Raw genomic sequence first — 20,409 nt, 5'->3', positions numbered from 1 at the left:
TGCAATACAACCGCCGGAGCCCCCAGTGATGCGCCTTGCCCTGCCCCTTACCCTGTTGCTGACCGCCTCTTCTGTCTGGGCTGAAATGCCCGCACCGCAGGGCCATGTGATCCTGACGCTGGGCGGCGCGGTTGACGAAACCAACCTGCCCGCGCGGGGCGAAAATGACGGCGGATTACTTGGGTTTCTTGAGGTCACCCATGACGGGGCCGCCGGTTTTGACGCCGCCATGCTGGACGGGCTTGCGCAGGTCGAAATCACCATCCCCTATGGCCCCGAAGGCCATCAGCGCGACTACACCTTCTCGGGCCCGCTGCTGTCCGAGGTCATGGCCATGGCAGGGGCCACCGGCAAATCGGCCCTGCCCATGGCGCTGGACGGTTATCAGGCCGAAATCCCATGGCCCAGCATCGAAGCACACCAACCCATCGTCGCGACCCATGCAGACGGTGCGCCGATGGGGATCGGGGGCTATGGGCCGACGATGATCGTCTTCCCGCCCACCGACGATGCCGATCTGGCGCAGGAACAGGCCGGGCAACAGGTCTGGGCGCTGGCCTATATCGGGATCGAGTAGTCAGCCCCCTGTCAGCCGGGCGTGGTCCTGCAGAGCAAAGCGGTCCGTCATCCCGGCGATGTAATCCGAAACAATCCGTGCCAACGCCGTTTCATCGCGCGCGGTTTCGATATCCGGATGCCAGCGCGCGGGCATTTGCCGGGGGTCATTCAGGTAGATCGGGAAAAGCTCCTCGACCACCTTGCTGACCTGCGCGCGCACGGCCATGACGCTGGGCGCACGGTACATGCGGGCGAACAGAAACGCCCGGATTTGTCTCAGCTGCGCCCACAGCCCGGCCGAAAAGCGGATCACGGGATGGCCCAGATGGCGAATGTCATCAACCGACTGCGCACCGGATCGCGCGATCAGGTCTGCAGAGGTCTCTATGACATCCGAAACCATGACCCCAAACACCCTGCGCAGCGCCTCGTGCCGGCGACGATAGGTGTCGAGACCGGGGTATTTCCGGTCCACCTCAGCGTAACAGTCGCCCACGATGGGCAGTTGCTGAATCTCTTCATCCGTGAACAAGCCAGCCCGCAGCCCATCTAGAAGATCGTGGTTATTGTAGGCGACATCATCAGACAGCGCCGCCACCTGCGCCTCGGCACTGGCATGTGTGTGCAGTTCCAGATCGAACCCCTGATTGCACTCGGCCAGCGCCCAGGGCAATTGCCCCACAACGGGGCCATTGTGTTTTGCGATCCCTTCCAGACATTCCCAGGTCAGATTGCAGCCATCGAACTCGGCATAGTGACGTTCTAGCCGGGTGACGATGCGAATGGCCTGCGCGTTGTGATCGAACCCACCGTAAGGCGCCATCAAAGCGTGCAAGGCATCCTCACCGGTATGGCCGAACGGCGTGTGCCCCAGGTCATGGGCCAGCGCCACTGCTTCGGTCAGTTCGGGGTTCAGACCCAGCGCCCCGGCAATGGTCCGTGCCACCTGCGCGACCTCAATCGAATGGGTCAGACGGGTGCGATAGCTGTCGCCCTCATGTTCGACAAAAACCTGCGTCTTGTGCTTGAGCCGCCGAAAGGCGCTGGCATGAATAATCCTGTCCCGATCTCGCTGAAAGCATGACCGGAAACTGCTTTCGTCCTCGGGTACCAGCCGCCCCCGCGCGCGGCTCGGATCCGAGGCAAAACCCGCTCGCTCCAATGGTCTTGTCCTTGTCGCCTGTCTCTGGATTTCATATATTGTAGAGCGCTGAGGAAATAAACCTTTGGAGTCCGGCATGAATCTGCCCCCAACAGTCACAGATCGCGCCTTTGAACGCCTGGCCGAGATCGGAGCCGCCGATCAGGGTCAGGCCCTGCGCGTTGCGGTAGAAGGCGGCGGATGTTCTGGTTTTCAATACGAAATCGCGCTGGACCAACCCCGTGAAGACGACCTCGTGCTGGAGGGGTTGGGCCAGAAGGTCATCGTCGACTCTGTTTCGTTGCCGTTTCTGGAGAATGCGGTGATTGATTTCACGCAAGAACTTATCGGGGCGCGGTTTGTCATCGAAAACCCCAACGCCACCTCCTCCTGCGGCTGCGGCACCTCTTTTTCGATGTAGCGACCGGCGGGGGCTTTGCCCCCACACCCCCAGGATATTTTTGGCCAGATGAAGCAGGGATCCACTCTCCGACCGTGACGCCGGAGAGCTTCACCTGGCGCGGTCATCGGCGTCCCCGCCTGTACCGCAGATGAAATCTCCCGCGGATTGGTTAAGGATCCATTACTTCATCTGGCTAAAAATATCCCGGAGCGCGAGGCAGAGCCTCGCAAAAAACGTTTGCTACCCGGCAAAGGATGGCAGGTAGAGGACAATGCCCGGAAAAGCCACCAACAGCGCGATGGTAAGGGCATCCGCGATGAAGAATGGAGTGACCCCTTTGAACACATCCTGCACGCTGAGGTCGGGCCTTACCCCCGCGACAACGAAACAGTTCAGGCCGATGGGTGGGGTGATCAGGCAGAACTCGGCCATCTTAACCACCAGTATTCCGAACCAGATCGCGCACATCGGGCCCGACATGCCAAAGGCGCTTTCGGCGGCGCTGACCGTTTCACCACCGTTCAGCGCCATGACCGCGGGGTAGACGACCGGCAGGGTCAGCAGCAGCATTCCGATTGCGTCCATGAACATGCCCAGCACCGCATAGGCCAGCAGGATGCAGATCAGGATCAGCATCGGCGACATTTCAAGCGAGGTGATCCAGTCAGAAAACGCGCCCGGCAGGTCCGCAAAGCCGAGAAACCGCACGTAGATCAGAACGCCCCAGATGATCGCAAAGATCATCGCGGTCAGTTTGGCAGTCTCGAGCAGGGCCGATTTGAACTCGGGCCAGCGCATCCCGTGGACCAGGGCGAAGCAGAATACGATGAAGGCCCCAATTGCGCCGCCCTCGGTGGGGGTACCCCAGGCCTGATCGCCAAAGGGGTTGTAGACGAAGCAGATGATAATCAGGATCACGGCCACGATCGGAAGGGCACCCGGCAGGGCGGCCAGCCGCTGTTTCCAACTGAAGCCCGTCACCGGCGGCCCCACGGACTTGAAGACAACAGCGATCCCCACGATCAGCAGGCCGTAGATCACCGCCGAAAACGCGCCCGGGATAAACCCTGCGAGCAGCAGTTTACCGACGTCCTGCTCCACGATGATGGCGTAGATGACCAGGATGGCCGAGGGCGGGATCAGCGAGGCCAGAGTTCCGCCAGCCGCCACCACTCCGGCGGCGAAGCGTTTGTTGTAGCCCACGGCCAGCATCTCGGGGATGGCGATCCGGGCGAAGACGGCAGAGGTCGCAACCGACGCGCCCGACACCGCTGCAAACCCCGCGGTTGCGAAGATGGTCGACACCGCCAGCCCGCCGGGGACCCAGGCGATCCAGCGTTTTGCCGCCTCGAACAACGCGCGCGTAAGCCCGGCGTAATATGCCAGATAGCCGATCAGGATGAAGGTCGGGATCAGGCTGAGTGTGTGCGAGGCCACTTTCGAATGGGGCACCTGCCCCGCAGTCTTAATCCCGATGGTAAGCGCCTTGCCAAAGCGGCCCGGATCATAGCCGAACTTGGCCCAGAAGATCCAGACCAGCCCCACCAACCCTGCAAGCCCCGCCGCAAAGGCCACACGCATTCCGGTGACCACAAGCACCAGCAACCCGCCCGTGATCCAGAGGCCGATTTCAATCGTGTCCATTGGTCAACTGTGCCCTTCGTACTGCTCGGCCTCGGCTGCGGCCTGAGCGGCCGCATCCTGTATCAGCGGCACAGCAACCGGGTGCTCGACACCCAGAACAAAGGCGCGGCCGTAGCCCCAGATCTGCAGGATCAGCCGCGCGCTCAGTACCGAAAAGGCGACGGGGGCCAACAGCTTGGCGGGCCAGATCGGGATACCGATATCGATGGAACTGTCACGGCTCCAGAGCGGGGCCGAGAAATCGAAGGACCGGTCGAAATGGGACCAGCTGCCCCAGACCAGCGCCAGCATCAGGATCAGGATCAGCAGGACCGAGATCAGTTCGAACAGCCACAGCGCCCTGCCCTTCAGCCGCGAGATCACGATATCCATACGGATATGCCCGCCATCGCGCTGCACATATGAGATGCCCAGAAAGGCGATCAGCGGCATCGCCTGCTCGATCCAGTCCACGTAGCCCGGCAAGGGGGCGTTCAGCGCATTACGCCCGCTGACCGACACGACCGCCAGCACCATCAGCCCGAACACCGCAAGCCCGCTGATCAGCGCCAAGGCCCGCTCGATCCGCAGCAGACCGCGGTCCAGACGGCTGAGAAGGCTGCTATCCTCCAGCACCGTGGCATGTCCTGCCATCCGCGTGTTCCTTTATCTGTCGGAGAGGCCGGGCACCCGCGAGAGGCCCCCGGCCAAGCGATCAGTTGCCGCCGCGCTGCTGCTGCAGGGTGGCCTGAACAAGGTCATAAAGCTCCTGCGCGGGCAAGCCCTGAGCGGCCATATCCGCGATCCACTTTTCGCGGATCGGATCAGCGGCCTTGGCGCGGAACTCGGCGATCACGGCGTCGTCGATCATCACCTTCTCGACGCCCTTCTCGGCCAGCACTCCGTCCCACTTTTCAAGCAGACCCCCGTAATTGGCCAGATAATGCGCGATGGCCTCGTCAATCGAGCTGTCCAGCGCTTCCCGGTGCTCGTCGGACAGCGCATCATAGGCGTCGATATTCACCACGACCGGGCAGTTCACCGTGCCGGGGTTCAGGTTGGCGGTCCACCAGTCGGCCTCGTTGATCGTGCCGAAGGACAGATGCGCGTGCTGGGCGAACGCCACGGTGTCGACGACACCGGATTCCATTGCATTGTAGGCCTCGGTCGCGGGGACGGATGTGGGCACACCTCCGACCGCCTCGAACGCCTGACCCAGACCGCCGGTGGCGCGCACCCGCATCCCTTCGAAATCGGTCAGCTTGTCGCGCGCCTCACCAGTGCCGACCAGATTATACTGCGGCATGGGCGAGGTCATGATGATGCGCGCATTCCATTGCGCCATCTCGTCCTTGACCGCCGGATGGTCATAGACGGCGTGGCTGACGGCCACCTCTTCATCCAACGTGTTCACACCGAGGAACGGCAGCTCCAGAACCGTGATCGCTCGGTTCTTGTCGCGGTGATAGCCCGCGCAGAACTGCGCCATCTCGAACGCGCCGATCTCGATCCCGTCGAGGTTTTCGCGGGGCTTGGACAGGCCTCCATAGCTTACATTGATGGTGAACTCGCCGCCGGTTTTCTCGCTGACCAGCTCCGCCAGCTTCTCCACATGCTCGGTAAAGGCCCGGCGTTTTCCCCAGACCGAGGCGTTCCATTCGGTCGCCGCGGCCTCGGTGACAAACGCCATGCTCAGGGCGGCGACGGCTGCGCCGCTCAACATCTTGTTCATAGTGATTTCTCCCATTGATGCGCCCCCTCCCGAGGCGCTTGAGGTTGAAGCTAGCGCGTCGCCCCGAATGTGCCAACCCCCGCGTCCGGCCACCCCGATCCGGGTTGTGACGACGAGTGTGGACTGGCAACAACCTGGCCACGACGCATAACAGCCCGAAGCGCGTTACAGTTTAGGCATTGATTAACAAAGATATTTTCAATCAGCACCGAATTTATTTACAAGTTACATGCAAATCTTGAAATTTATTTACAAACAAATGCTGACATTACGGCAATTTATTTATTTCTTTTCCGAACTCCGTATTATCCAGCTTGGGGAGGAAGCAGGATCGATATGGCCTGATCCGCGGGCAACGTCGAACCAACACAATCCAGTCCAGAGGGAGGAGCCTCAACAATGACTACCGCTGCCCAGGCAGATGCCAACGTATATCCGCCATCCGCAGAGACCGTGGCCCGCGCCCATGTCGATGCCGACAAATATGCGGATATGTACGCCGCCTCGATCAACGACCCCGAGGGCTTCTGGGGTGAGCAAGGCAAGCGGATTGACTGGATTAAGCCTTACACGCAGGTCAAGGATGTCAGCTATGATTTCGGCTCGGTCGGGATCAACTGGTATGCGGACGGTACGCTGAACGTCTCGGCCAACTGTCTGGACCGTCACCTGAAGACACGCGGCGACCAGACCGCGATCATCTGGGAACCCGATGATCCCAAGGATGAGGCGCAGCACATCACCTATGCCGAGCTGCACCGCCGCACCTGCCGGATGGCCAACATTCTGGAATCGATGGGCGTGCGTAAGGGCGACCGCGTCATCATTTACCTGCCGATGATCCCCGAGGCGGCCTATGCCATGCTGGCCTGCGCCCGCATCGGCGCCATCCACTCGATCGTTTTCGCCGGGTTCTCGCCTGACGCGCTGGCGGCCCGGATCAACGGCTGTGACGCCAAGGTGGTCATCACCGCCGACCACGCCCCGCGCGGCGGCCGCAAAACGCCGCTGAAATCGAACACTGACGCGGCGCTGCTGCACTGTAAGGACACTGTGAAGTGCCTGGTGGTCAAGCGCACCGGTGACCAGACCACATGGATCGCCAACCGCGACTATGACTATAACGAAATGGCGCTTGAGGCCGACGACTATTGCGCCCCGGCCGAAATGAGCGCCGAGGACCCGCTGTTCATCCTGTATACCTCAGGCTCGACCGGTCAGCCCAAGGGTGTCGTGCACACAAGCGGCGGCTATCTGGTTTATGCCTCGCTGACGCATGAGATCACCTTCGACTATCACGAGGGCGACGTTTACTGGTGCACCGCCGATGTGGGCTGGGTCACCGGCCATAGCTATATCGTCTATGGCCCGCTGGCCAATGGTGCGACCACGTTGATGTTCGAGGGTGTGCCGACCTATCCCGACGCCGGTCGTTTCTGGGAGGTCTGCGCCAAGCACAAGGTCAACCAGTTCTACACCGCCCCCACCGCGATCCGCGCGCTGATGGGTCAGGGCAATGAATGGGTCGAAAAGCACAACCTGAGCGATCTGCGCCTGCTGGGCACCGTGGGTGAACCGATCAACCCCGAGGCCTGGAACTGGTACAATGACGTGGTCGGCAAAGGTAAGTGCCCCATCGTCGACACTTGGTGGCAGACCGAGACCGGCGGGCACATGATGACCCCCCTGCCCGGCGCACATGCGCTGAAACCCGGCGCGGCGCAGAAACCGTTCTTCGGCGTGCAGCCGGTGGTTCTGGACCCGCAATCGGGTGTCGAGATTTCGGGCAACGGTGTTGAAGGCGTTCTGTGCATCAAAGACAGCTGGCCGGGCCAGATGCGCACCGTCTGGGGCGATCATGAGCGGTTCGAAAAGACCTATTTCTCGGACTACAAGGGGTACTACTTCACCGGTGACGGCTGCCGCCGCGACGAGGATGGTGATTACTGGATCACCGGCCGCGTCGATGACGTGATCAATGTCTCGGGCCACCGTATGGGCACCGCCGAGGTGGAAAGCGCGCTGGTCGCCCATGCCGCCGTGGCCGAGGCCGCCGTTGTGGGCTACCCCCATGAAATCAAAGGACAAGGCATCTATTGCTATGTCACCTTGATGAATGATCGCGAGCCGTCGGATGAGCTGCTGAAAGAGCTGCGCACCTGGGTCCGTACCGAGATCGGCCCGATTGCCAGCCCCGACGTGATCCAGTGGTCTCCGGGCCTGCCCAAAACCCGCTCAGGTAAGATCATGCGCCGCATCCTGCGCAAGATCGCCGAGAACGATTTTGGCTCGCTGGGCGATACGTCGACGCTGGCCGATCCGTCGGTCGTCGATGATCTGATCAAGAACCGCGCGAATAAGTGAGGGTGTGATGGACGCAACAGCCACCACCGCCCCCGCCGTTCTGATCCTTCTCGGCCCTCCGGGCGCCGGGAAGGGTACACAGGCCCGTATGCTGGAGGATCAGTTCGGACTGGTTCAACTCAGCACCGGTGACCTGCTGCGCGCTGCCGTTGCCGCCGGGACCGAGGCAGGTAAGGCCGCGAAGGCCGTAATGGAAGCCGGCGATCTGGTCAGCGATGACATCGTGATCGCCATCCTGCGCGACCGCATGGCCGAGCCGGATTGCGCCAAGGGCGTCATTCTGGACGGCTTTCCGCGCACCACCGTTCAGGCGCAGGCGCTGGACGGATTGCTGGCCTCAAGCGATCAGAAGATCGGTGCCGCCATCAGCCTCGAGGTTGAGGATGCCGAGATGGTGACGCGGATCTCGGGCCGCTACACCTGTGCGGGCTGCGGCGAAGGGTTTCACGACACGTTCAAGCAACCCGCCGTCGACGGCAAATGCGACAAATGCGGTCACACCGAGTTCAAGCGCCGCGCGGATGACAACGCGGAAACCGTAGCCTCGCGGCTTGAAGCCTATCACGCGCAGACTGCGCCGCTGATTGATTACTACCACTCACAGGGCGTTCTGAAACGGACAGACGCCATGGGACAGATCGACGACATCGCCCGCAACCTGCAAGACCTTGTGGGCGAGGTCATGAACTAAGGGGAGGAGAGAGGCCTTTTAAGGCTTTGATCCTGAAAGAGAATACTTCAATGGACCCGCCTTGGCGGACCGGTGGAGTTTTGCCCGGCGCCAATCGGCGTTTGGCACAATCGAGAAGCGGCCCATCGCACTGGAGGATTGGGCACCGGGCCGCCAAACGAGCAAGCAAGGAGGAACCCGCGATGGCGGATAATTCAACCAACTCAGCGCAGGCTGCCGAGTCCGACAAGGGCTATTGGCAGGCCAACCTGCGTCTTATCTACATCAGCCTCGTGATATGGGCGCTGGTGTCGTTTGGATTCGGCATTCTGCTGCGTCCGATGCTGTCGGGGATCGCCGTGGGCGGAACCGATCTGGGCTTTTGGTTCGCTCAGCAGGGATCGATCCTGGTCTTTCTGGTGCTGATCTTCAACTACGCCTGGCGCATGAACAAGCTGGACGCTGAATACGGCGTCGACGAGGAGTAACAGCATGGACCAGTTTACCATCAACCTGCTGTTTGTCGGCGCGTCCTTTGCGCTGTATATCGGCATCGCGATCTGGGCCCGTGCGGGTTCCACATCGGAATTCTACGCCGCCGGTCGCGGCGTTCACCCGGTCACCAACGGTATGGCGACAGCGGCGGACTGGATGTCCGCGGCCTCGTTCATCTCGATGGCAGGCCTGATTGCCTTTACCGGCTATGACAACTCGACCTTCCTGATGGGTTGGACCGGTGGCTACGTGCTGCTGGCGCTGCTGCTTGCACCTTACCTGCGCAAGTTCGGCAAGTTCACCGTCTCGGAATTCATCGGCGATCGTTTCTACAGCCAAACCGCACGTATCGTGGCGGTTGTCTGCCTGATCGTGGCTTCGGTGACCTACGTGATCGGTCAGATGACCGGCGTTGGCGTGGCCTTCGGCCGCTTCCTCGAAGTGTCCAATACTTCGGGTCTTCTGATCGGTGCCGCAGTCGTGTTCGCCTACGCGGTGTTTGGCGGGATGAAAGGTGTGACCTATACTCAGGTCGCTCAATACTGCGTGCTGATCACCGCCTACACCATCCCGGCGATCTTCATCTCGCTGCAGCTGACCGGCACTCCAGTTCCGGCGCTGGGTCTGTTTGGTGACACCGCCAGTGGTGAGCCCCTGCTGACCAAGCTGGACGCCATCGTGACCGAGCTGGGCTTTAACGATTACACCGCCCACCACTCGAACACGCTGAACATGGTGCTGTTCACCCTGTCGCTGATGATCGGTACCGCGGGTCTGCCGCACGTCATCATGCGCTTCTTCACCGTTCCCAAAGTGTCCGACGCACGTTGGTCGGCTGGCTGGGCGCTGGTGTTCATCGCTCTGCTGTACCTGACCGCCCCTGCGGTTGGCGCAATGGCGCGTCTGAACATCACCGACATGATGTGGCCCAATGGTGGCATCGAAGGTGGCGCTGTCTCGGTCGAAGAAATTGACTCCGATCCGCGCTATGACTGGATGGCCACGTGGCAGAAAACCGGTCTGCTGGACTGGGAAGACAAGAACGGTGACGGCAAGATTCAGTACTATAACGACAAGTCTGAATCGATGCAGGCGATTGCGGAAGAAAAAGGCTGGGTCGGTAACGAGCTGACCAAGTTCAACCGCGACATCCTGGTTCTGGCCAACCCTGAGATCGCCAACCTGCCGGGTTGGGTGATCGGTCTGGTCGCTGCAGGTGGTCTGGCTGCCGCTCTGTCGACCGCTGCGGGCCTGTTGCTGGCGATCTCGTCTGCTGTGTCCCACGACCTTATCAAGGGCGCGATCAACCCGCAGATCTCGGAAAAAGGCGAGCTTCTGTCGGCACGGATCGCAATGGCTGTGGCCATCGTTGTGGCAACCTATCTGGGTCTGAATCCTCCGGGCTTCGCGGCGCAGACTGTTGCTCTGGCCTTTGGTCTGGCGGCTGCCTCGATCTTCCCGGCGCTGATGATGGGGATCTTCTCGACCCGCATCAACAACACCGGCGCGGTTGCTGGCATGCTGGCCGGTCTGGTCGTCACACTGGTCTACATCTTCCTGCATAAGGGCTGGCTGTTCATTCCGGGCACCAACTCGTTCACCGATGCTGACCCGCTGCTGGGCCCGATCAAGTCGACCTCGTTCGGTGCCATCGGTGCAATGGTCAACTTCGGTGTCGCCTACGTGGTTGCCGGCATGACCAAAGAGACCCCGCAGGAGATCAAAGATATGGTCGAAAGCATCCGCATTCCCCGTGGTGCGGGCGCGGCTCAGGATCACTGAGTTTAATGCGGTCGGCGGCCCTTGCCTCTGACCGCATTTTTCGATCCACTGTTCCCGCCCGGCATTCCACCGGGCGGGATTTTTCATTCAGAACCCCGGAGACACCCCATGCCCCTGTCCCATGACGAGATCACGCGGTTTCTGAAATCCGTCCACCCCTACGATTCGTTGCCCGCCGAGGCGCTGGACGATCTGGCCAAGCATATCGACGTCTGGGAAATCGACGAAGGCGCGTCGGTGTACGAACTGGGCCACGCCATGCCCGGTGTGTTTGTCATCTATGAAGGACAGGTCGAAATCACGGATGAAAACGGTGCTGTGGTGTCCCATCTGGGCCTGCGCAATTCGTTCGGCGAACGCGGTCTTCTGAAGGATGGCAAAGCCGCGACCAAGGCGCAGGCGCATACGCCCTCGGTCCTGATCGTGCTGCCCCCCGATCTGGTGCGCGGCCTGATTGCCGGGCATGATGTCGTTTCGAAATTCTTCAACCGGACGCGCGGCAACCGGATCGGACCGCACAGCCTGGCCACCAGCGCGGTGGATACTCTGATGGCCCGCAACCCGGCAACATGCGCGCCCGACACGCCGGTTCAGACCGCCGCGCAGATCATGCGCGACCGCCATATCTCATCGCTGTGCGTCACCGAGGGTGACACCCTGCAGGGCATTGCGACCCTGCGTGATGTCTCGGGCAAATACGTGGCTGACGCCATGCCCGCGGCAACCCCGGTTTCGGCCATCATGACCCGCAATCCGACCACCCTGTCGCCGTCCGATATCGGCTCGGACGTTCTGCATGTGATGATGGAACGCGGCATCGGCCACATCCCCATCGCCGAGGGCGGTCGGCTGGTCGGCATGGTCACGCAGACCGACCTGACCCACTATCAGGCCGTCAGTTCCGCCGAACTGGTGCGCCGGATCGCGCGGGCGGATACCGCCACGGAAATGGCTGTCGTCACCGCCGAGATCCCGCAACTGCTGGTGCAGCTTGTGGCGGGCGGTAACCGGCACGAGATCGTCACCCGCCTGATCACCGACATCGCCGACACCGCAACCCGCCGCCTGCTGACACTGGCCGAGGCCAAGCTGGGCCCGCCGCCGGTGCCGTATCTGTGGCTGGCCTGCGGATCACAGGGTCGGCAGGAACAGACAGGCGTGTCCGATCAGGACAACTGCCTGATGCTGGATGACAGCGTGACCGAGGCCCAGATGCCCTATTTCGCCGAACTGGCCAAGTTCGTCTCGGACGGGCTGGACACCTGCGGATATTTCTATTGCCCCGGCGACATGATGGCGACCAACCCGCGCTGGTGCCAGCCGGTGCGCGTGTGGCGCGACTATTTCAAAGGCTGGATCGCCAAACCCAACCCCGAGGCGCAGATGCTGGCCTCGGTCATGTTCGATTTGCGACCGATCGGCGGCACCTTCGCGCTGTTCACCGATCTGCAGACCGATACGCTCGCGGCAGCCAACGCGAACTCGATTTTTGTGGCGCATATGGTGTCAAATTCGCTGAAACACACACCCCCGCTGGGCCTGCTGCGCGGGTTTGCCACCATCCGCTCAGGCGAGCATCGAAATACGCTGGACCTCAAGCACAACGGCGTGGTTCCGGTGGTCGATCTGGCCCGGGTCTACAGCCTTCAAGGGCGGCTGACCGAGGCTAACACCCGCGCCCGGCTCAGCGCAGCCGAGGCTGCAGGTGTCCTTAGCCCGTCGGGCGCGCGCGACCTTCTGGACGCCTATGACCTGATCGCCGAAACCCGGCTGGAGCATCAGGTCCGGCTGGTCAAATCGGGCGCCGCGCCGGACAACTACCTGCCGCCGTCCGAGTTGTCGGACTTTGAGCGAAGTCATCTGCGCGACGCCTTCGTGGTGGTAAAAACAATGCAATCGGCGGTGGGCCACGGCAAAGGAATGCTGGGCTAAGACCCTTCGCAAGAACGGAGAGACACGATGTTTCTGGAACTGATCGGCACGGTTTTCGCGGGCTTCGCGTTTGCGGGTATCGTGATGGTGCTGAACAAGCTGACTGGGGGCCGCCTGCCCAAATGGGCCGCGCCCGTCGCCGCCGGTGTCGGGATGATCGGCATGACGATCTCAAGCGAGTATTCGTGGTACGGCCGCACCGTCGACACGTTGCCCGAGGGGTTGGAGATCGTGCAAGAGGTCGAAAGCCGCGCCTTTTATCGCCCGTGGACCTATGCGGTGCCCTTCGTGGACCGGTTCGCCGCCATCGACACCGTATCGGTGCGCACCAACAACAACTTACCAGACGAACGTCTGGTCGATCTCTATTTCTTTGGCCGCTGGGCCCCCCGATCCATGATCCCTGTCGCGGTGAACTGCGCCGATAACAGCCGTGCCAATCTGGCTGACGGGGCTGAATTCGCCGATGACGGGCGTCTTGTGAACGCCGACTGGATCAAAGCCCCGGCCAATGATCCCGTCATCGAGGCAACCTGCGGAGTCTGACGATGCTCAACCACCTGAGCCTGCGCCTGAGGGTCTTTCTGTTCTTCCTATTGCTGGCAGCGGGTGGGCTGATTATCAGCGCGCTGGCTCTCTGGATCAGCTACAAGCGCCTCGACAACCCAGCCCTGATTGATGCCTATATCTTTGCCGAGATTCTGATCGCTTTCGGTCTGCTGGCCCTGATCGTCGGTGTCTGGTTGCTGTTTGACGATAATGTCGCCAAACCGATCGAGCGGCTCTCGGCCCAGTTGCGGGCCCGGGCCCATGCCGGGGTCAGCACCGATTTGGACCTGCAGGCCGCCCGCTATTTGGGCGATCTGGCCCCCGCCGCCGCCGGCTTGGCAGAGCAACTGGCCGCCAACGCCATGAGCACAGCCGAGGCCGTCGCCGCAGAAACTGCTCATCTGGCCTCGGAAAAACAGCGTCTCACCGCGCTGCTGACCGAAATTCCGGTTGCCATGTTGCTGGCCGGACCAAAGCACCAGATCGTCCTTTATGACGCGCAAGCCGCCGAAGTACTGGCCCAGATCGCGCATCCGCGGCTGAATGCGTCGCTGTTCGACTATCTGGAAGCAACAGGCCTGACGGATGCCTATGCCAAGCTGATCAAGACCGGCAAGGACGTCTACTGCAGCCTCAGCAGCGTTGATGGGCGGCAGACCTATTCGGCGCGGATGAAGCCGCTTGGCGACGCGCCCGGCTATATGCTGGTGTTCGAAGACAGCGTGGCGCGGATCGACCCGCACGACGCTCGCCCGCTGGTCTATGATTTCGAACTTCTGGACACACCCGGTGATGACGCGTTCGAGGATCGGCCTTTGTCGGATCTTTGTTTTGTGGTGTTCGACACGGAAACCACCGGACTTCTGCCCCACAAGGATGAAATCGTACAGATTGGCGCGGTGCGCGTCGTCAAAGGCAAGATTGTCGAGGGGGAGCGACTGGACACTCTGGTCGATCCCGGCATTCCGATCCCGCCCGCTTCGACCAAGGTGCACAAGGTGAGCGACCGGATGGTTCAGGGCGCGCCGGACATTGCAGAAGCCGGGCGGAGCTTTCACCAATTCGCCCGCGATGCGGTGATTGTTGCCCATAACGCGCCATTCGACATGGCTTTCCTGCGCCGCCACGCCGACCGAATGGGGGTCGAGTGGACCCACCCCATTCTGGACACGGTTCTGTTGTCTGCGGTCCTGTTCGGAGCCAGCGAGACGCATACGCTGGATGCGGTCTGTGACCGGCTGAGCATAGAAATCCCCGAAACCCTACGCCACACGGCTTTGGGCGATGCCGTCGCGACCGCCGAGGTGCTGGTTCGGATGCTGCCGATGCTGAGCGCACGCGGCATGGTGACCTTTGGCGACGTCATCGCGGAAACGCGCAAACATGGGCGATTGCTGGAAGATCTGAACTGACCGGAAATTCCCGAAATCGCGTCAGCTTTTCGTGGACAATCCCCGCGGCGCATGGCACCTGAGACAGGCCCATTGGATAAGCGCGCGATGACGGAAAAGACTTTCATTCCCGGCCCTGAACAGAGCCTTGCCTTTCGCGAGGCCTTGGGCTGTTTCGGCACCGGCGTCACGGTGGTGACCACCCAAACCGCGCAAGGGCCTGCTGCAATCACGGTGAACTCGTTCGCCTCTGTCTCGCTGGACCCGCCGTTGGTTCTGTGGTGTCTGGATCGGAATTCGAACCGGTATGATGCGTTTAGCACCTGCGAGCATTACGCGATCCACGTGATGGCGCAGGATCAGCATGATCAGGCGCTGCAATTCGCGCGCGACGGGTTCGATTTTTCCCACGCGGATTGGCAGGAAGATGACGCCGGACGACCCCGGCTTGCACAATGCCTCGCCCGGTTCGACTGCCGCCTTTCAGACCGTCATGAGGCCGGGGATCATCTGATCCTTGTCGGTCATGTCGACAAGGTCATGCACCGCCCCGGTCAGGGGCTGATCTTCAAACGCGGTCAGTTTGGCGGGTTCGCGGACCTGATCTAATCGTCCAGAGACCCGTGAATGGCCAAAGCCTCAAGCTGGGTCTCTTGCGGGGTGATCACGCGAAACGCCTCGTGCACCCCTGCCCCGGTCAGTTCGCGGGCGACGGTCAGCAGCGTATTCGGCGCGTGATCCTCGCACATCTCGGCCATATGCGCGATTTCGGTTTGCGCCACTTCCATCGCGGCCTCGACCGAGGGCGCGCCGTAGAACTGCACGAAATGCTCGGCCAGATACTGCGTGATCTGGTCAATCTCGGCCTGTTCGACCTGCGTGACGGCGACAAAGGTCACGCGCCCGAAGGTTTCCAGCCCCAACCAGCCATTGGCGAAGGCCTGACGCGCCTTGCCCTCAAGATCGCCCTCACCCCAGTTCGAGAACTCGAACCCACCCGAGATGCACCATTCGCCTGTCCGGGCAGGAGAATGGAACACATTCATATCGCTTTCATCGAAGTGGATTGCGCGGGCGAGTTTCATCAGGTGGTCTCCAACAAATCGGTCAGCGGGCGCAGGTGGGTGTCGGCCCCATCGCGGATCAGCATTCCGAACCGCTCATCGGTGCCCAGAAAGACGCCGGTGTCGCCGATGGGCTCTCCGACACCGCGCAGCAGGCCCATCCATTCGGCGTGCAGAGGCGCGTTACCGTCCTCTTGCCAACGGTTCAGCCAGGTCAGCATGTGGCGCGACCAGCTTTCGACCAGTTGCATCGCCGAAACTTCGGCGCACCCTTCGTCATAGAGCGCGGTGACATCCGGGTTTTCCCCCGGCGCGTCGCTGGTCTGCAGCAGCGCCAGTTCCCAGCCGACGATCAGCCAATCGGGCACCGCATCCGCATCAGTCGACGAGGCGGCAACCTTCAGCATCCCACATTTAGCCCCGTTCACACAGATCAGCCCATTCCAGCCCAGATGCACTGCAACCTCGGGCGGGGCCAGCGCGCCCAGCGCGTTCTGAAACCCGACCGCGCACAGCGGCAGCATCGCCATCGCGTCCTGCAGCGGAACCTCGGGCGCAAAAACGATGGCCACGCGCAGCCGATCTGCCTGAATGTTGTGGACCACCGTCCCCCCATCGCAACCCAGCGCCGCCATGGCTTGCGCCTGCTCGAACGGGTCCTGTCCGGCCTTTGCGGGGTGCCCGTCGAGTAGCGGGGGAAAGACCGGCTGGGTCATGCGCTGCCTTTAGCGATCAGGTCACGGGCGATCTTGCGGAAGGCCTCGGCCTGCGGTGTGTCGGGTTTGCTGACCACGATCGGCGCGCCTCCGTCGGCGGCCACACGGATATCCAGATGCAGCGGGATTTCCCCCAGCAGCGGAACGCCCAGCGATTCAGCCTCGGACGCGACGCCGCCATGGCCAAAGACGTGTTCTTCGTGCCCGCAGTTGGAACAGATATGTGTCGACATATTCTCGATCATCCCAACGATGGGGGTCTTGAGCTGGTTGAACATATCAATACCCTTGCGGGCGTCGATCAGGGCCACGTCCTGCGGGGTCGAGACGACGATGGCCCCATCCACCTGAAACTTCTGGCTCAGCGTCAACTGCACGTCACCGGTGCCGGGTGGCAGGTCGACGATAAGCACATCAAGCGCGCCCCATTGCACTTGACTCATCATCTGCTGCAATGCGCCCATCAGCATCGGACCACGCCAGACAACCGCCTGCCCTTCATTGGTCATCAGACCCATGGACATCATCGTGACCCCGTGATTGCGCAGCGGCAGGATCGTCTTGCCATCCGGGCTGGCCGGACGACCCGAAACGCCCAGCATCCGGGGCTGCGACGGCCCATAGACATCGGCATCCAGCAGACCCACGCGCCGTCCTTCGGCTGCCAACGCGCAGGCGAGGTTGGCCGAAACAGTCGACTTGCCGACACCGCCTTTGCCAGACGCAACCGCGATGATCCGGTCCACGCCGGGCACCGCCTGTGGGCCGGTTTGTGACGGCTTGGGTTTCGGCTTCAGATCCGGCGGGGCCTTATCCGAATGCGCCGTCATCATCGCCGAGACATTGGCAACCCCATCCACCATCTGCGCCGCTTTCTCAGCGGTGGCGCGGACGGGCTCCATCTTTTCTGCGTGCTTGGGGTCGATCTCCAGCACGAACCGCACGGTGTCACCTTCAACATTCAGCGCACGCACAATACCCGCGCTGACGATATCCTGCCCGGAAACCGGGTCGGTGATCTTTTTCAGGTTCGCCAGAACCGCGTCACGGATACTCATGCCTTTACCCCGTTTACCTGCCCAACCATGTGGTTGATTTTCATTGCATGTCTCTCCGTCTCATTCAGTTTATTTGACGCATCCGGTTTGCCGCCGTTAGGTTTGACCATGCGCTTTGTCCTGTTGTGCCTGAGCTTGACGCTCACCGCCAGCCCCTCTTGGTCGCAAGAGGCGTTGGGCCTTGCCGCCCCGGATGAGGTAACAGACTCGGGTCTTTTGCAACATATTCTTCCGCGCTTCTCTCTCAAGACCGGGATACGCGTTGTTGCGGATGAAAGCGGCGTCATGTCACTGGCCCCGTCCGCACCCGGCGATCCGGTCTTTGCCCGTGATGGGGTGATCTATCACCTGCGCATCGATGACAGTGCCAAACAGGAGCGGTTCCGCGACTGGCTGCAATCCGATATCGGCAAGCGCACGGTCGAGGGCTTTGCGCCCTCCGAAGGCGCTCCGTTCACTGCAAGCTTTGAGATCGCCGTTGTCACCGAGGACGTCGAAATCGACGGCAACGCGCTGCTGGGCGAGGATCTGTCCATGACCCATTGCGGCCGCTGCCATGTGATCGGTCCGCAGAACCGTATGAACGGGCTGGGCTCGACCCCGTCCTTTGCCGTGCTGCGCGCAATGCCCGACTGGTCCGAGCGGTTTCAGGCCTTCTTTGCACTGAACCCGCACCCCGCCTTCACGCAGATCGAGGGCGTGACTGAACCCTTCCCGCCAGAGCGGCCCTCGCCCATTCATCCGGTTGAGATGAGTCTGGACGACCTCGAGGCCATTCTGGCCTTCGTCGCCGCCCTCAGCGCCGCCGATCTGGGCGCTCCGCTGCAACTTCAGTGATCCTTGCGCTTTGAGAAATAGTCGTCAGTGGTGACAACCTTTGGTCTGGGGGCCGACTGGAACGGGTTGTCAGTGCTGTGGAACTGGGCGTTCACCCGGCAATTGTCGCACATCTGGATCATCCGCGCCTGATCCGAGGTGGCAAACATCGGATGCGTGCCCGACAGCTTGTCCATAATCCGCTCAACAGTTGATTTCACACCAAAGGCCGCGCCGCATTCGACACATTCGAACGGTTCTTCCTCGTTCAGCACCTGCTGCGACAGGGCGTTGTCACTCAGGTCAAGCTGAGGCACCAGCGTGATCGCCTGCTCGGGGCAAATCGTGCGGCAGATACCACATTGCAGACAGGCGTCCTGCTGGAAGTTCAGCTGCGGCTTGTCCGGGTTGTCGATCAGCGCGCCAGAGGGGCACAGGGATACGCAGCTGAGGCAAAGCGTGCAACTGTCGGCATTGACCGCGACCGCGCCATAGGGTGCGCCTTCGGGCAAGGACAGAGGTGCCTCGGCACCCGGGTTCAACGCCTGCGCCGCCAGCCGCGCGATTTGGCGGCGGTTGCCAAGCGGCAGTACTGGATCGGCCAAAGGCGGCGGCACCTCTTGTGCATATAGCAGATCGGCCAGCGCATCCGGGTCGGCCTCATCGATCAGGCCGAGGGCACCCTGCCCTGCAATGGCTTGCGCCAATAGCAGTTCCCGATCCAGCGCATCGCGCTCGGTCTTTGGCCCCATCAAGACATCGACCCGCGCGAAGCCATGGGCCAGCCCGGCCAGCATTTCGGCATGACCAAAGCCCGAGACCACGTTCAGCTCCAACGGAATGACATCTGCAGGCAAGCCCCGGCCAAACCGCGCCGCCATCCGGATCATCTGCGCGCCATGCGCATCGTGTATCAACAGGCGCGGCGCGGTGCCGCCTGCTCGCCGGAACGTGCGGGCCAGAATATGCATCCGCGACAGCAGCGCCGAGACCGGCGGGTCTTCGTAGGTGATCGCAGTCGAGGGGCAAAGGGCAGAACACTCGCCACAGCCGGCGCAGATCATCGGGTCAATGGCAACGTGATCGCCCGCAGGGGTGATCGCGCCCGTCGGACAGATATCGAGGCAGTTCGAACATCCCGTCTGCTCTGCCCGTGCATGGGCGCAAAGTGTCTCGTCCAGCCGCACATAAAGCGGCTTTTCGAAAGTCCCGACCAGTTGCACCGCATCAAAGGCAAGGCGCGCGACTGCAACCGCATCGCGGGGGTCGGCGCGCAGATACCCCTCGCGCTTGTCGGGGGCCGTGACCAGAGGTGTGCCTCCGGTCACATCAACAACGATATCACAGCGCGAGGTCGCCCCGTCTCGCGGGGCGCTCCAGCTGAACCCGCCGCGCCCGCCGGGCTCCAGCTGCTGCACCTGATCCAAATGCCAAATGAAACCGCCCAATGCGCCCGTCAGATTGCGCATCCGCGCCTTCGCAACGTCAAAATCACGGGTCATAGGTTCAGCGTCATCGGTCACCAGAACCGTCACCGCCAGAGTGCCCGACAGTTGTTCCGCCAGCGGATAGGCGACATCTCCGGGGCCGATGATGCAACAGGTGCCCTCGCTGATCACATCCACGCCGGGCGTGATCGGTTGCGGCAGCAGCGCCTCGGCCGCCAGCGCGGCCATTTTGGGCGTTGCGTCCGCGCCCTGTTCGGACCACCCGGCCCGGTCGCGCAGATCGACAAAGCCGGGATCCTCGGCGCCCAACTCCTCGGCAAGCTCGCTGAACACGGCGCTTTCCTGGGCGCAAGCAATCACAATCTGATCACCGGACCCAAGCAGTTCGGCCGCAGCCTGCAACTCTCGTGTGCAAAGGGCGGTGTGCACCTTCGAGCAACCCATCTCACAACCCGCAGAGATGCGATCGGGATTCAGCGTTTGCGTTCCCTCGCAATCGCACAAAACTAGCTTGCTGGCCATATCCCCTCCCGGCGCTGCCTTCTGCACGTCAGCACCTTAGACCTAATCCGGTCCGAGGCAATGCGATGGCCACACGAAAACAAGGTTTATGCATTATTTTTCATCATCCGCGAGGGCACCGCGCATCCGAAGACCAGGAATACGA

Annotated in this window: 19 protein-coding genes; 11 read left to right on the top strand and 8 right to left on the bottom strand. The window is 61.8% G+C overall.

Annotated elements, in window-relative coordinates; genetic code table 11:
• Nucleotides 1-28: 28 nt before the first annotated feature.
• Entirely contained in the window at nucleotides 29-577 is a 549-nt protein-coding gene (locus ACR1XV_RS06485) for a putative pterin-binding protein (protein WP_480529838.1), read from the top strand.
• Here the strand turns inward: ACR1XV_RS06485 and ACR1XV_RS06480 are convergent, their stop codons facing one another.
• The gene (locus ACR1XV_RS06480; RefSeq protein ID WP_480529572.1) at nucleotides 578-1,798 is read right to left on the bottom strand and encodes a deoxyguanosinetriphosphate triphosphohydrolase; all 1,221 of its coding nucleotides are present in this window, start codon (nucleotides 1,796-1,798) and stop codon (nucleotides 578-580) included.
• Between ACR1XV_RS06480 and ACR1XV_RS06475 the strand changes: the two genes are divergently transcribed.
• The gene (locus tag ACR1XV_RS06475; RefSeq protein WP_480529571.1) at nucleotides 1,797-2,120 is read left to right on the top strand and encodes a HesB/IscA family protein; all 324 of its coding nucleotides are present in this window, start codon (nucleotides 1,797-1,799) and stop codon (nucleotides 2,118-2,120) included. The two genes, ACR1XV_RS06480 and ACR1XV_RS06475, sit on opposite strands and share 2 nt — an antisense overlap.
• Nucleotides 2,121-2,342: 222 nt before the next feature.
• Here the strand turns inward: ACR1XV_RS06475 and ACR1XV_RS06470 are convergent, their stop codons facing one another.
• The 3 genes from ACR1XV_RS06470 to ACR1XV_RS06460 all read right to left on the bottom strand — a co-directional run bounded on the left by ACR1XV_RS06470 (nucleotide 2,343) and on the right by ACR1XV_RS06460 (nucleotide 5,457).
• Nucleotides 2,343-3,746, bottom strand: coding sequence for a TRAP transporter large permease (locus ACR1XV_RS06470; RefSeq protein ID WP_480529570.1), 1,404 nt, complete (start codon nucleotides 3,744-3,746; stop codon nucleotides 2,343-2,345).
• 3 nt (nucleotides 3,747-3,749) lie between these two features.
• Nucleotides 3,750-4,379 carry a TRAP transporter small permease subunit gene (locus ACR1XV_RS06465; RefSeq protein WP_480529569.1) on the bottom strand — a complete coding sequence of 210 codons (630 nt, stop codon included), beginning with the start codon at nucleotides 4,377-4,379 and terminating at the stop codon, nucleotides 3,750-3,752.
• 61 nt (nucleotides 4,380-4,440) lie between these two features.
• Nucleotides 4,441-5,457 carry a C4-dicarboxylate TRAP transporter substrate-binding protein gene (locus ACR1XV_RS06460; protein WP_480529568.1) on the bottom strand — a complete coding sequence of 339 codons (1,017 nt, stop codon included), beginning with the start codon at nucleotides 5,455-5,457 and terminating at the stop codon, nucleotides 4,441-4,443.
• Between the two features lie 399 nt (nucleotides 5,458-5,856).
• Here ACR1XV_RS06460 and acs point away from each other — a divergent pair, with 399 nt between their 5' ends.
• The 8 genes from acs (at nucleotide 5,857) to ACR1XV_RS06420 (ending at nucleotide 15,249) form a co-directional block, all read left to right on the top strand.
• Entirely contained in the window at nucleotides 5,857-7,821 is a 1,965-nt protein-coding gene (acs, locus tag ACR1XV_RS06455; RefSeq protein ID WP_480529567.1) for an acetate--CoA ligase, read from the top strand.
• A 7-nt stretch (nucleotides 7,822-7,828) separates the two neighbouring features.
• Entirely contained in the window at nucleotides 7,829-8,512 is a 684-nt protein-coding gene (locus ACR1XV_RS06450) for an adenylate kinase (protein ID WP_480529566.1), read from the top strand.
• 182 nt (nucleotides 8,513-8,694) lie between these two features.
• Nucleotides 8,695-8,979 (top strand): DUF4212 domain-containing protein, encoded by a 285-nt coding sequence (locus tag ACR1XV_RS06445; protein ID WP_480529565.1) that lies wholly within the window; start codon nucleotides 8,695-8,697, stop codon nucleotides 8,977-8,979.
• Nucleotides 8,980-8,983: 4 nt separating this feature from the next.
• Nucleotides 8,984-10,768, top strand: coding sequence for a sodium:solute symporter family protein (locus ACR1XV_RS06440; protein ID WP_480529564.1), 1,785 nt, complete (start codon nucleotides 8,984-8,986; stop codon nucleotides 10,766-10,768).
• Between the two features lie 108 nt (nucleotides 10,769-10,876).
• Nucleotides 10,877-12,700, top strand: coding sequence for a DUF294 nucleotidyltransferase-like domain-containing protein (locus ACR1XV_RS06435; RefSeq protein WP_480529563.1), 1,824 nt, complete (start codon nucleotides 10,877-10,879; stop codon nucleotides 12,698-12,700).
• Nucleotides 12,701-12,727: 27 nt separating this feature from the next.
• Nucleotides 12,728-13,246, top strand: a complete 519-nt coding sequence (locus tag ACR1XV_RS06430; protein WP_480529562.1) for a hypothetical protein — start codon at nucleotides 12,728-12,730, stop codon at nucleotides 13,244-13,246.
• A gap of 2 nt (nucleotides 13,247-13,248) precedes the next feature.
• Nucleotides 13,249-14,661 (top strand): 3'-5' exonuclease, encoded by a 1,413-nt coding sequence (locus tag ACR1XV_RS06425; protein ID WP_480529561.1) that lies wholly within the window; start codon nucleotides 13,249-13,251, stop codon nucleotides 14,659-14,661.
• Nucleotides 14,662-14,748: 87 nt separating this feature from the next.
• Nucleotides 14,749-15,249 carry a flavin reductase family protein gene (locus ACR1XV_RS06420; RefSeq protein WP_480529560.1) on the top strand — a complete coding sequence of 167 codons (501 nt, stop codon included), beginning with the start codon at nucleotides 14,749-14,751 and terminating at the stop codon, nucleotides 15,247-15,249.
• On the opposite strand, the gene ACR1XV_RS06415 is transcribed toward ACR1XV_RS06420, so the two are convergent.
• Genes ACR1XV_RS06415 through ACR1XV_RS06405 form a run of 3 tightly spaced genes read right to left on the bottom strand, consistent with a single transcriptional unit; the run spans nucleotide 15,246 to nucleotide 17,478 of the window.
• Nucleotides 15,246-15,725, bottom strand: coding sequence for a DUF6505 family protein (locus ACR1XV_RS06415; RefSeq protein ID WP_480529559.1), 480 nt, complete (start codon nucleotides 15,723-15,725; stop codon nucleotides 15,246-15,248). The two genes, ACR1XV_RS06420 and ACR1XV_RS06415, sit on opposite strands and share 4 nt — an antisense overlap.
• Complete coding sequence (locus ACR1XV_RS06410; RefSeq protein WP_480529558.1) at nucleotides 15,725-16,420, bottom strand: biotin/lipoate--protein ligase family protein; 696 nt, start codon at nucleotides 16,418-16,420, stop codon at nucleotides 15,725-15,727. Before ACR1XV_RS06410 ends, ACR1XV_RS06415 begins: the two co-directional genes overlap by 1 nt.
• Nucleotides 16,417-17,478 (bottom strand): Mrp/NBP35 family ATP-binding protein, encoded by a 1,062-nt coding sequence (locus ACR1XV_RS06405; RefSeq protein ID WP_480529557.1) that lies wholly within the window; start codon nucleotides 17,476-17,478, stop codon nucleotides 16,417-16,419. Before ACR1XV_RS06405 ends, ACR1XV_RS06410 begins: the two co-directional genes overlap by 4 nt.
• A 108-nt stretch (nucleotides 17,479-17,586) precedes the next feature.
• Between ACR1XV_RS06405 and ACR1XV_RS06400 the strand changes: the two genes are divergently transcribed.
• Complete coding sequence (locus tag ACR1XV_RS06400; protein WP_480529556.1) at nucleotides 17,587-18,315, top strand: hypothetical protein; 729 nt, start codon at nucleotides 17,587-17,589, stop codon at nucleotides 18,313-18,315.
• Here the strand turns inward: ACR1XV_RS06400 and ACR1XV_RS06395 are convergent.
• Nucleotides 18,309-20,264 (bottom strand): 4Fe-4S binding protein, encoded by a 1,956-nt coding sequence (locus tag ACR1XV_RS06395; RefSeq protein ID WP_480529555.1) that lies wholly within the window; start codon nucleotides 20,262-20,264, stop codon nucleotides 18,309-18,311. The genes ACR1XV_RS06400 and ACR1XV_RS06395 overlap by 7 nt on opposite strands.
• Nucleotides 20,265-20,409: the final 145 nt, after the last annotated feature.

Source organism: Ruegeria sp. AD2(2025) (assembly GCF_056542385.1).
This window is presented reverse-complemented; position numbering and strand designations above follow the sequence as displayed.

Coding starts and splice junctions, on each gene's coding strand:
- ACR1XV_RS06485 (WP_480529838.1), top strand. CDS start 29: ATGCGCCTTGCCCTGCCCCTTACCCTGTTGCTGACCGCCTCTTCTGTC.
- ACR1XV_RS06475 (WP_480529571.1), top strand. CDS start 1,797: ATGAATCTGCCCCCAACAGTCACAGATCGCGCCTTTGAACGCCTGGCC.
- ACR1XV_RS06480 (WP_480529572.1), bottom strand. CDS start 1,798: ATGCCGGACTCCAAAGGTTTATTTCCTCAGCGCTCTACAATATATGAA.
- ACR1XV_RS06470 (WP_480529570.1), bottom strand. CDS start 3,746: ATGGACACGATTGAAATCGGCCTCTGGATCACGGGCGGGTTGCTGGTG.
- ACR1XV_RS06465 (WP_480529569.1), bottom strand. CDS start 4,379: ATGGCAGGACATGCCACGGTGCTGGAGGATAGCAGCCTTCTCAGCCGT.
- ACR1XV_RS06460 (WP_480529568.1), bottom strand. CDS start 5,457: ATGAACAAGATGTTGAGCGGCGCAGCCGTCGCCGCCCTGAGCATGGCG.
- acs (WP_480529567.1), top strand. CDS start 5,857: ATGACTACCGCTGCCCAGGCAGATGCCAACGTATATCCGCCATCCGCA.
- ACR1XV_RS06450 (WP_480529566.1), top strand. CDS start 7,829: ATGGACGCAACAGCCACCACCGCCCCCGCCGTTCTGATCCTTCTCGGC.
- ACR1XV_RS06445 (WP_480529565.1), top strand. CDS start 8,695: ATGGCGGATAATTCAACCAACTCAGCGCAGGCTGCCGAGTCCGACAAG.
- ACR1XV_RS06440 (WP_480529564.1), top strand. CDS start 8,984: ATGGACCAGTTTACCATCAACCTGCTGTTTGTCGGCGCGTCCTTTGCG.
- ACR1XV_RS06435 (WP_480529563.1), top strand. CDS start 10,877: ATGCCCCTGTCCCATGACGAGATCACGCGGTTTCTGAAATCCGTCCAC.
- ACR1XV_RS06430 (WP_480529562.1), top strand. CDS start 12,728: ATGTTTCTGGAACTGATCGGCACGGTTTTCGCGGGCTTCGCGTTTGCG.
- ACR1XV_RS06425 (WP_480529561.1), top strand. CDS start 13,249: ATGCTCAACCACCTGAGCCTGCGCCTGAGGGTCTTTCTGTTCTTCCTA.
- ACR1XV_RS06420 (WP_480529560.1), top strand. CDS start 14,749: ATGACGGAAAAGACTTTCATTCCCGGCCCTGAACAGAGCCTTGCCTTT.
- ACR1XV_RS06415 (WP_480529559.1), bottom strand. CDS start 15,725: ATGAAACTCGCCCGCGCAATCCACTTCGATGAAAGCGATATGAATGTG.
- ACR1XV_RS06410 (WP_480529558.1), bottom strand. CDS start 16,420: ATGACCCAGCCGGTCTTTCCCCCGCTACTCGACGGGCACCCCGCAAAG.
- ACR1XV_RS06405 (WP_480529557.1), bottom strand. CDS start 17,478: ATGAGTATCCGTGACGCGGTTCTGGCGAACCTGAAAAAGATCACCGAC.
- ACR1XV_RS06400 (WP_480529556.1), top strand. CDS start 17,587: ATGCGCTTTGTCCTGTTGTGCCTGAGCTTGACGCTCACCGCCAGCCCC.
- ACR1XV_RS06395 (WP_480529555.1), bottom strand. CDS start 20,264: ATGGCCAGCAAGCTAGTTTTGTGCGATTGCGAGGGAACGCAAACGCTG.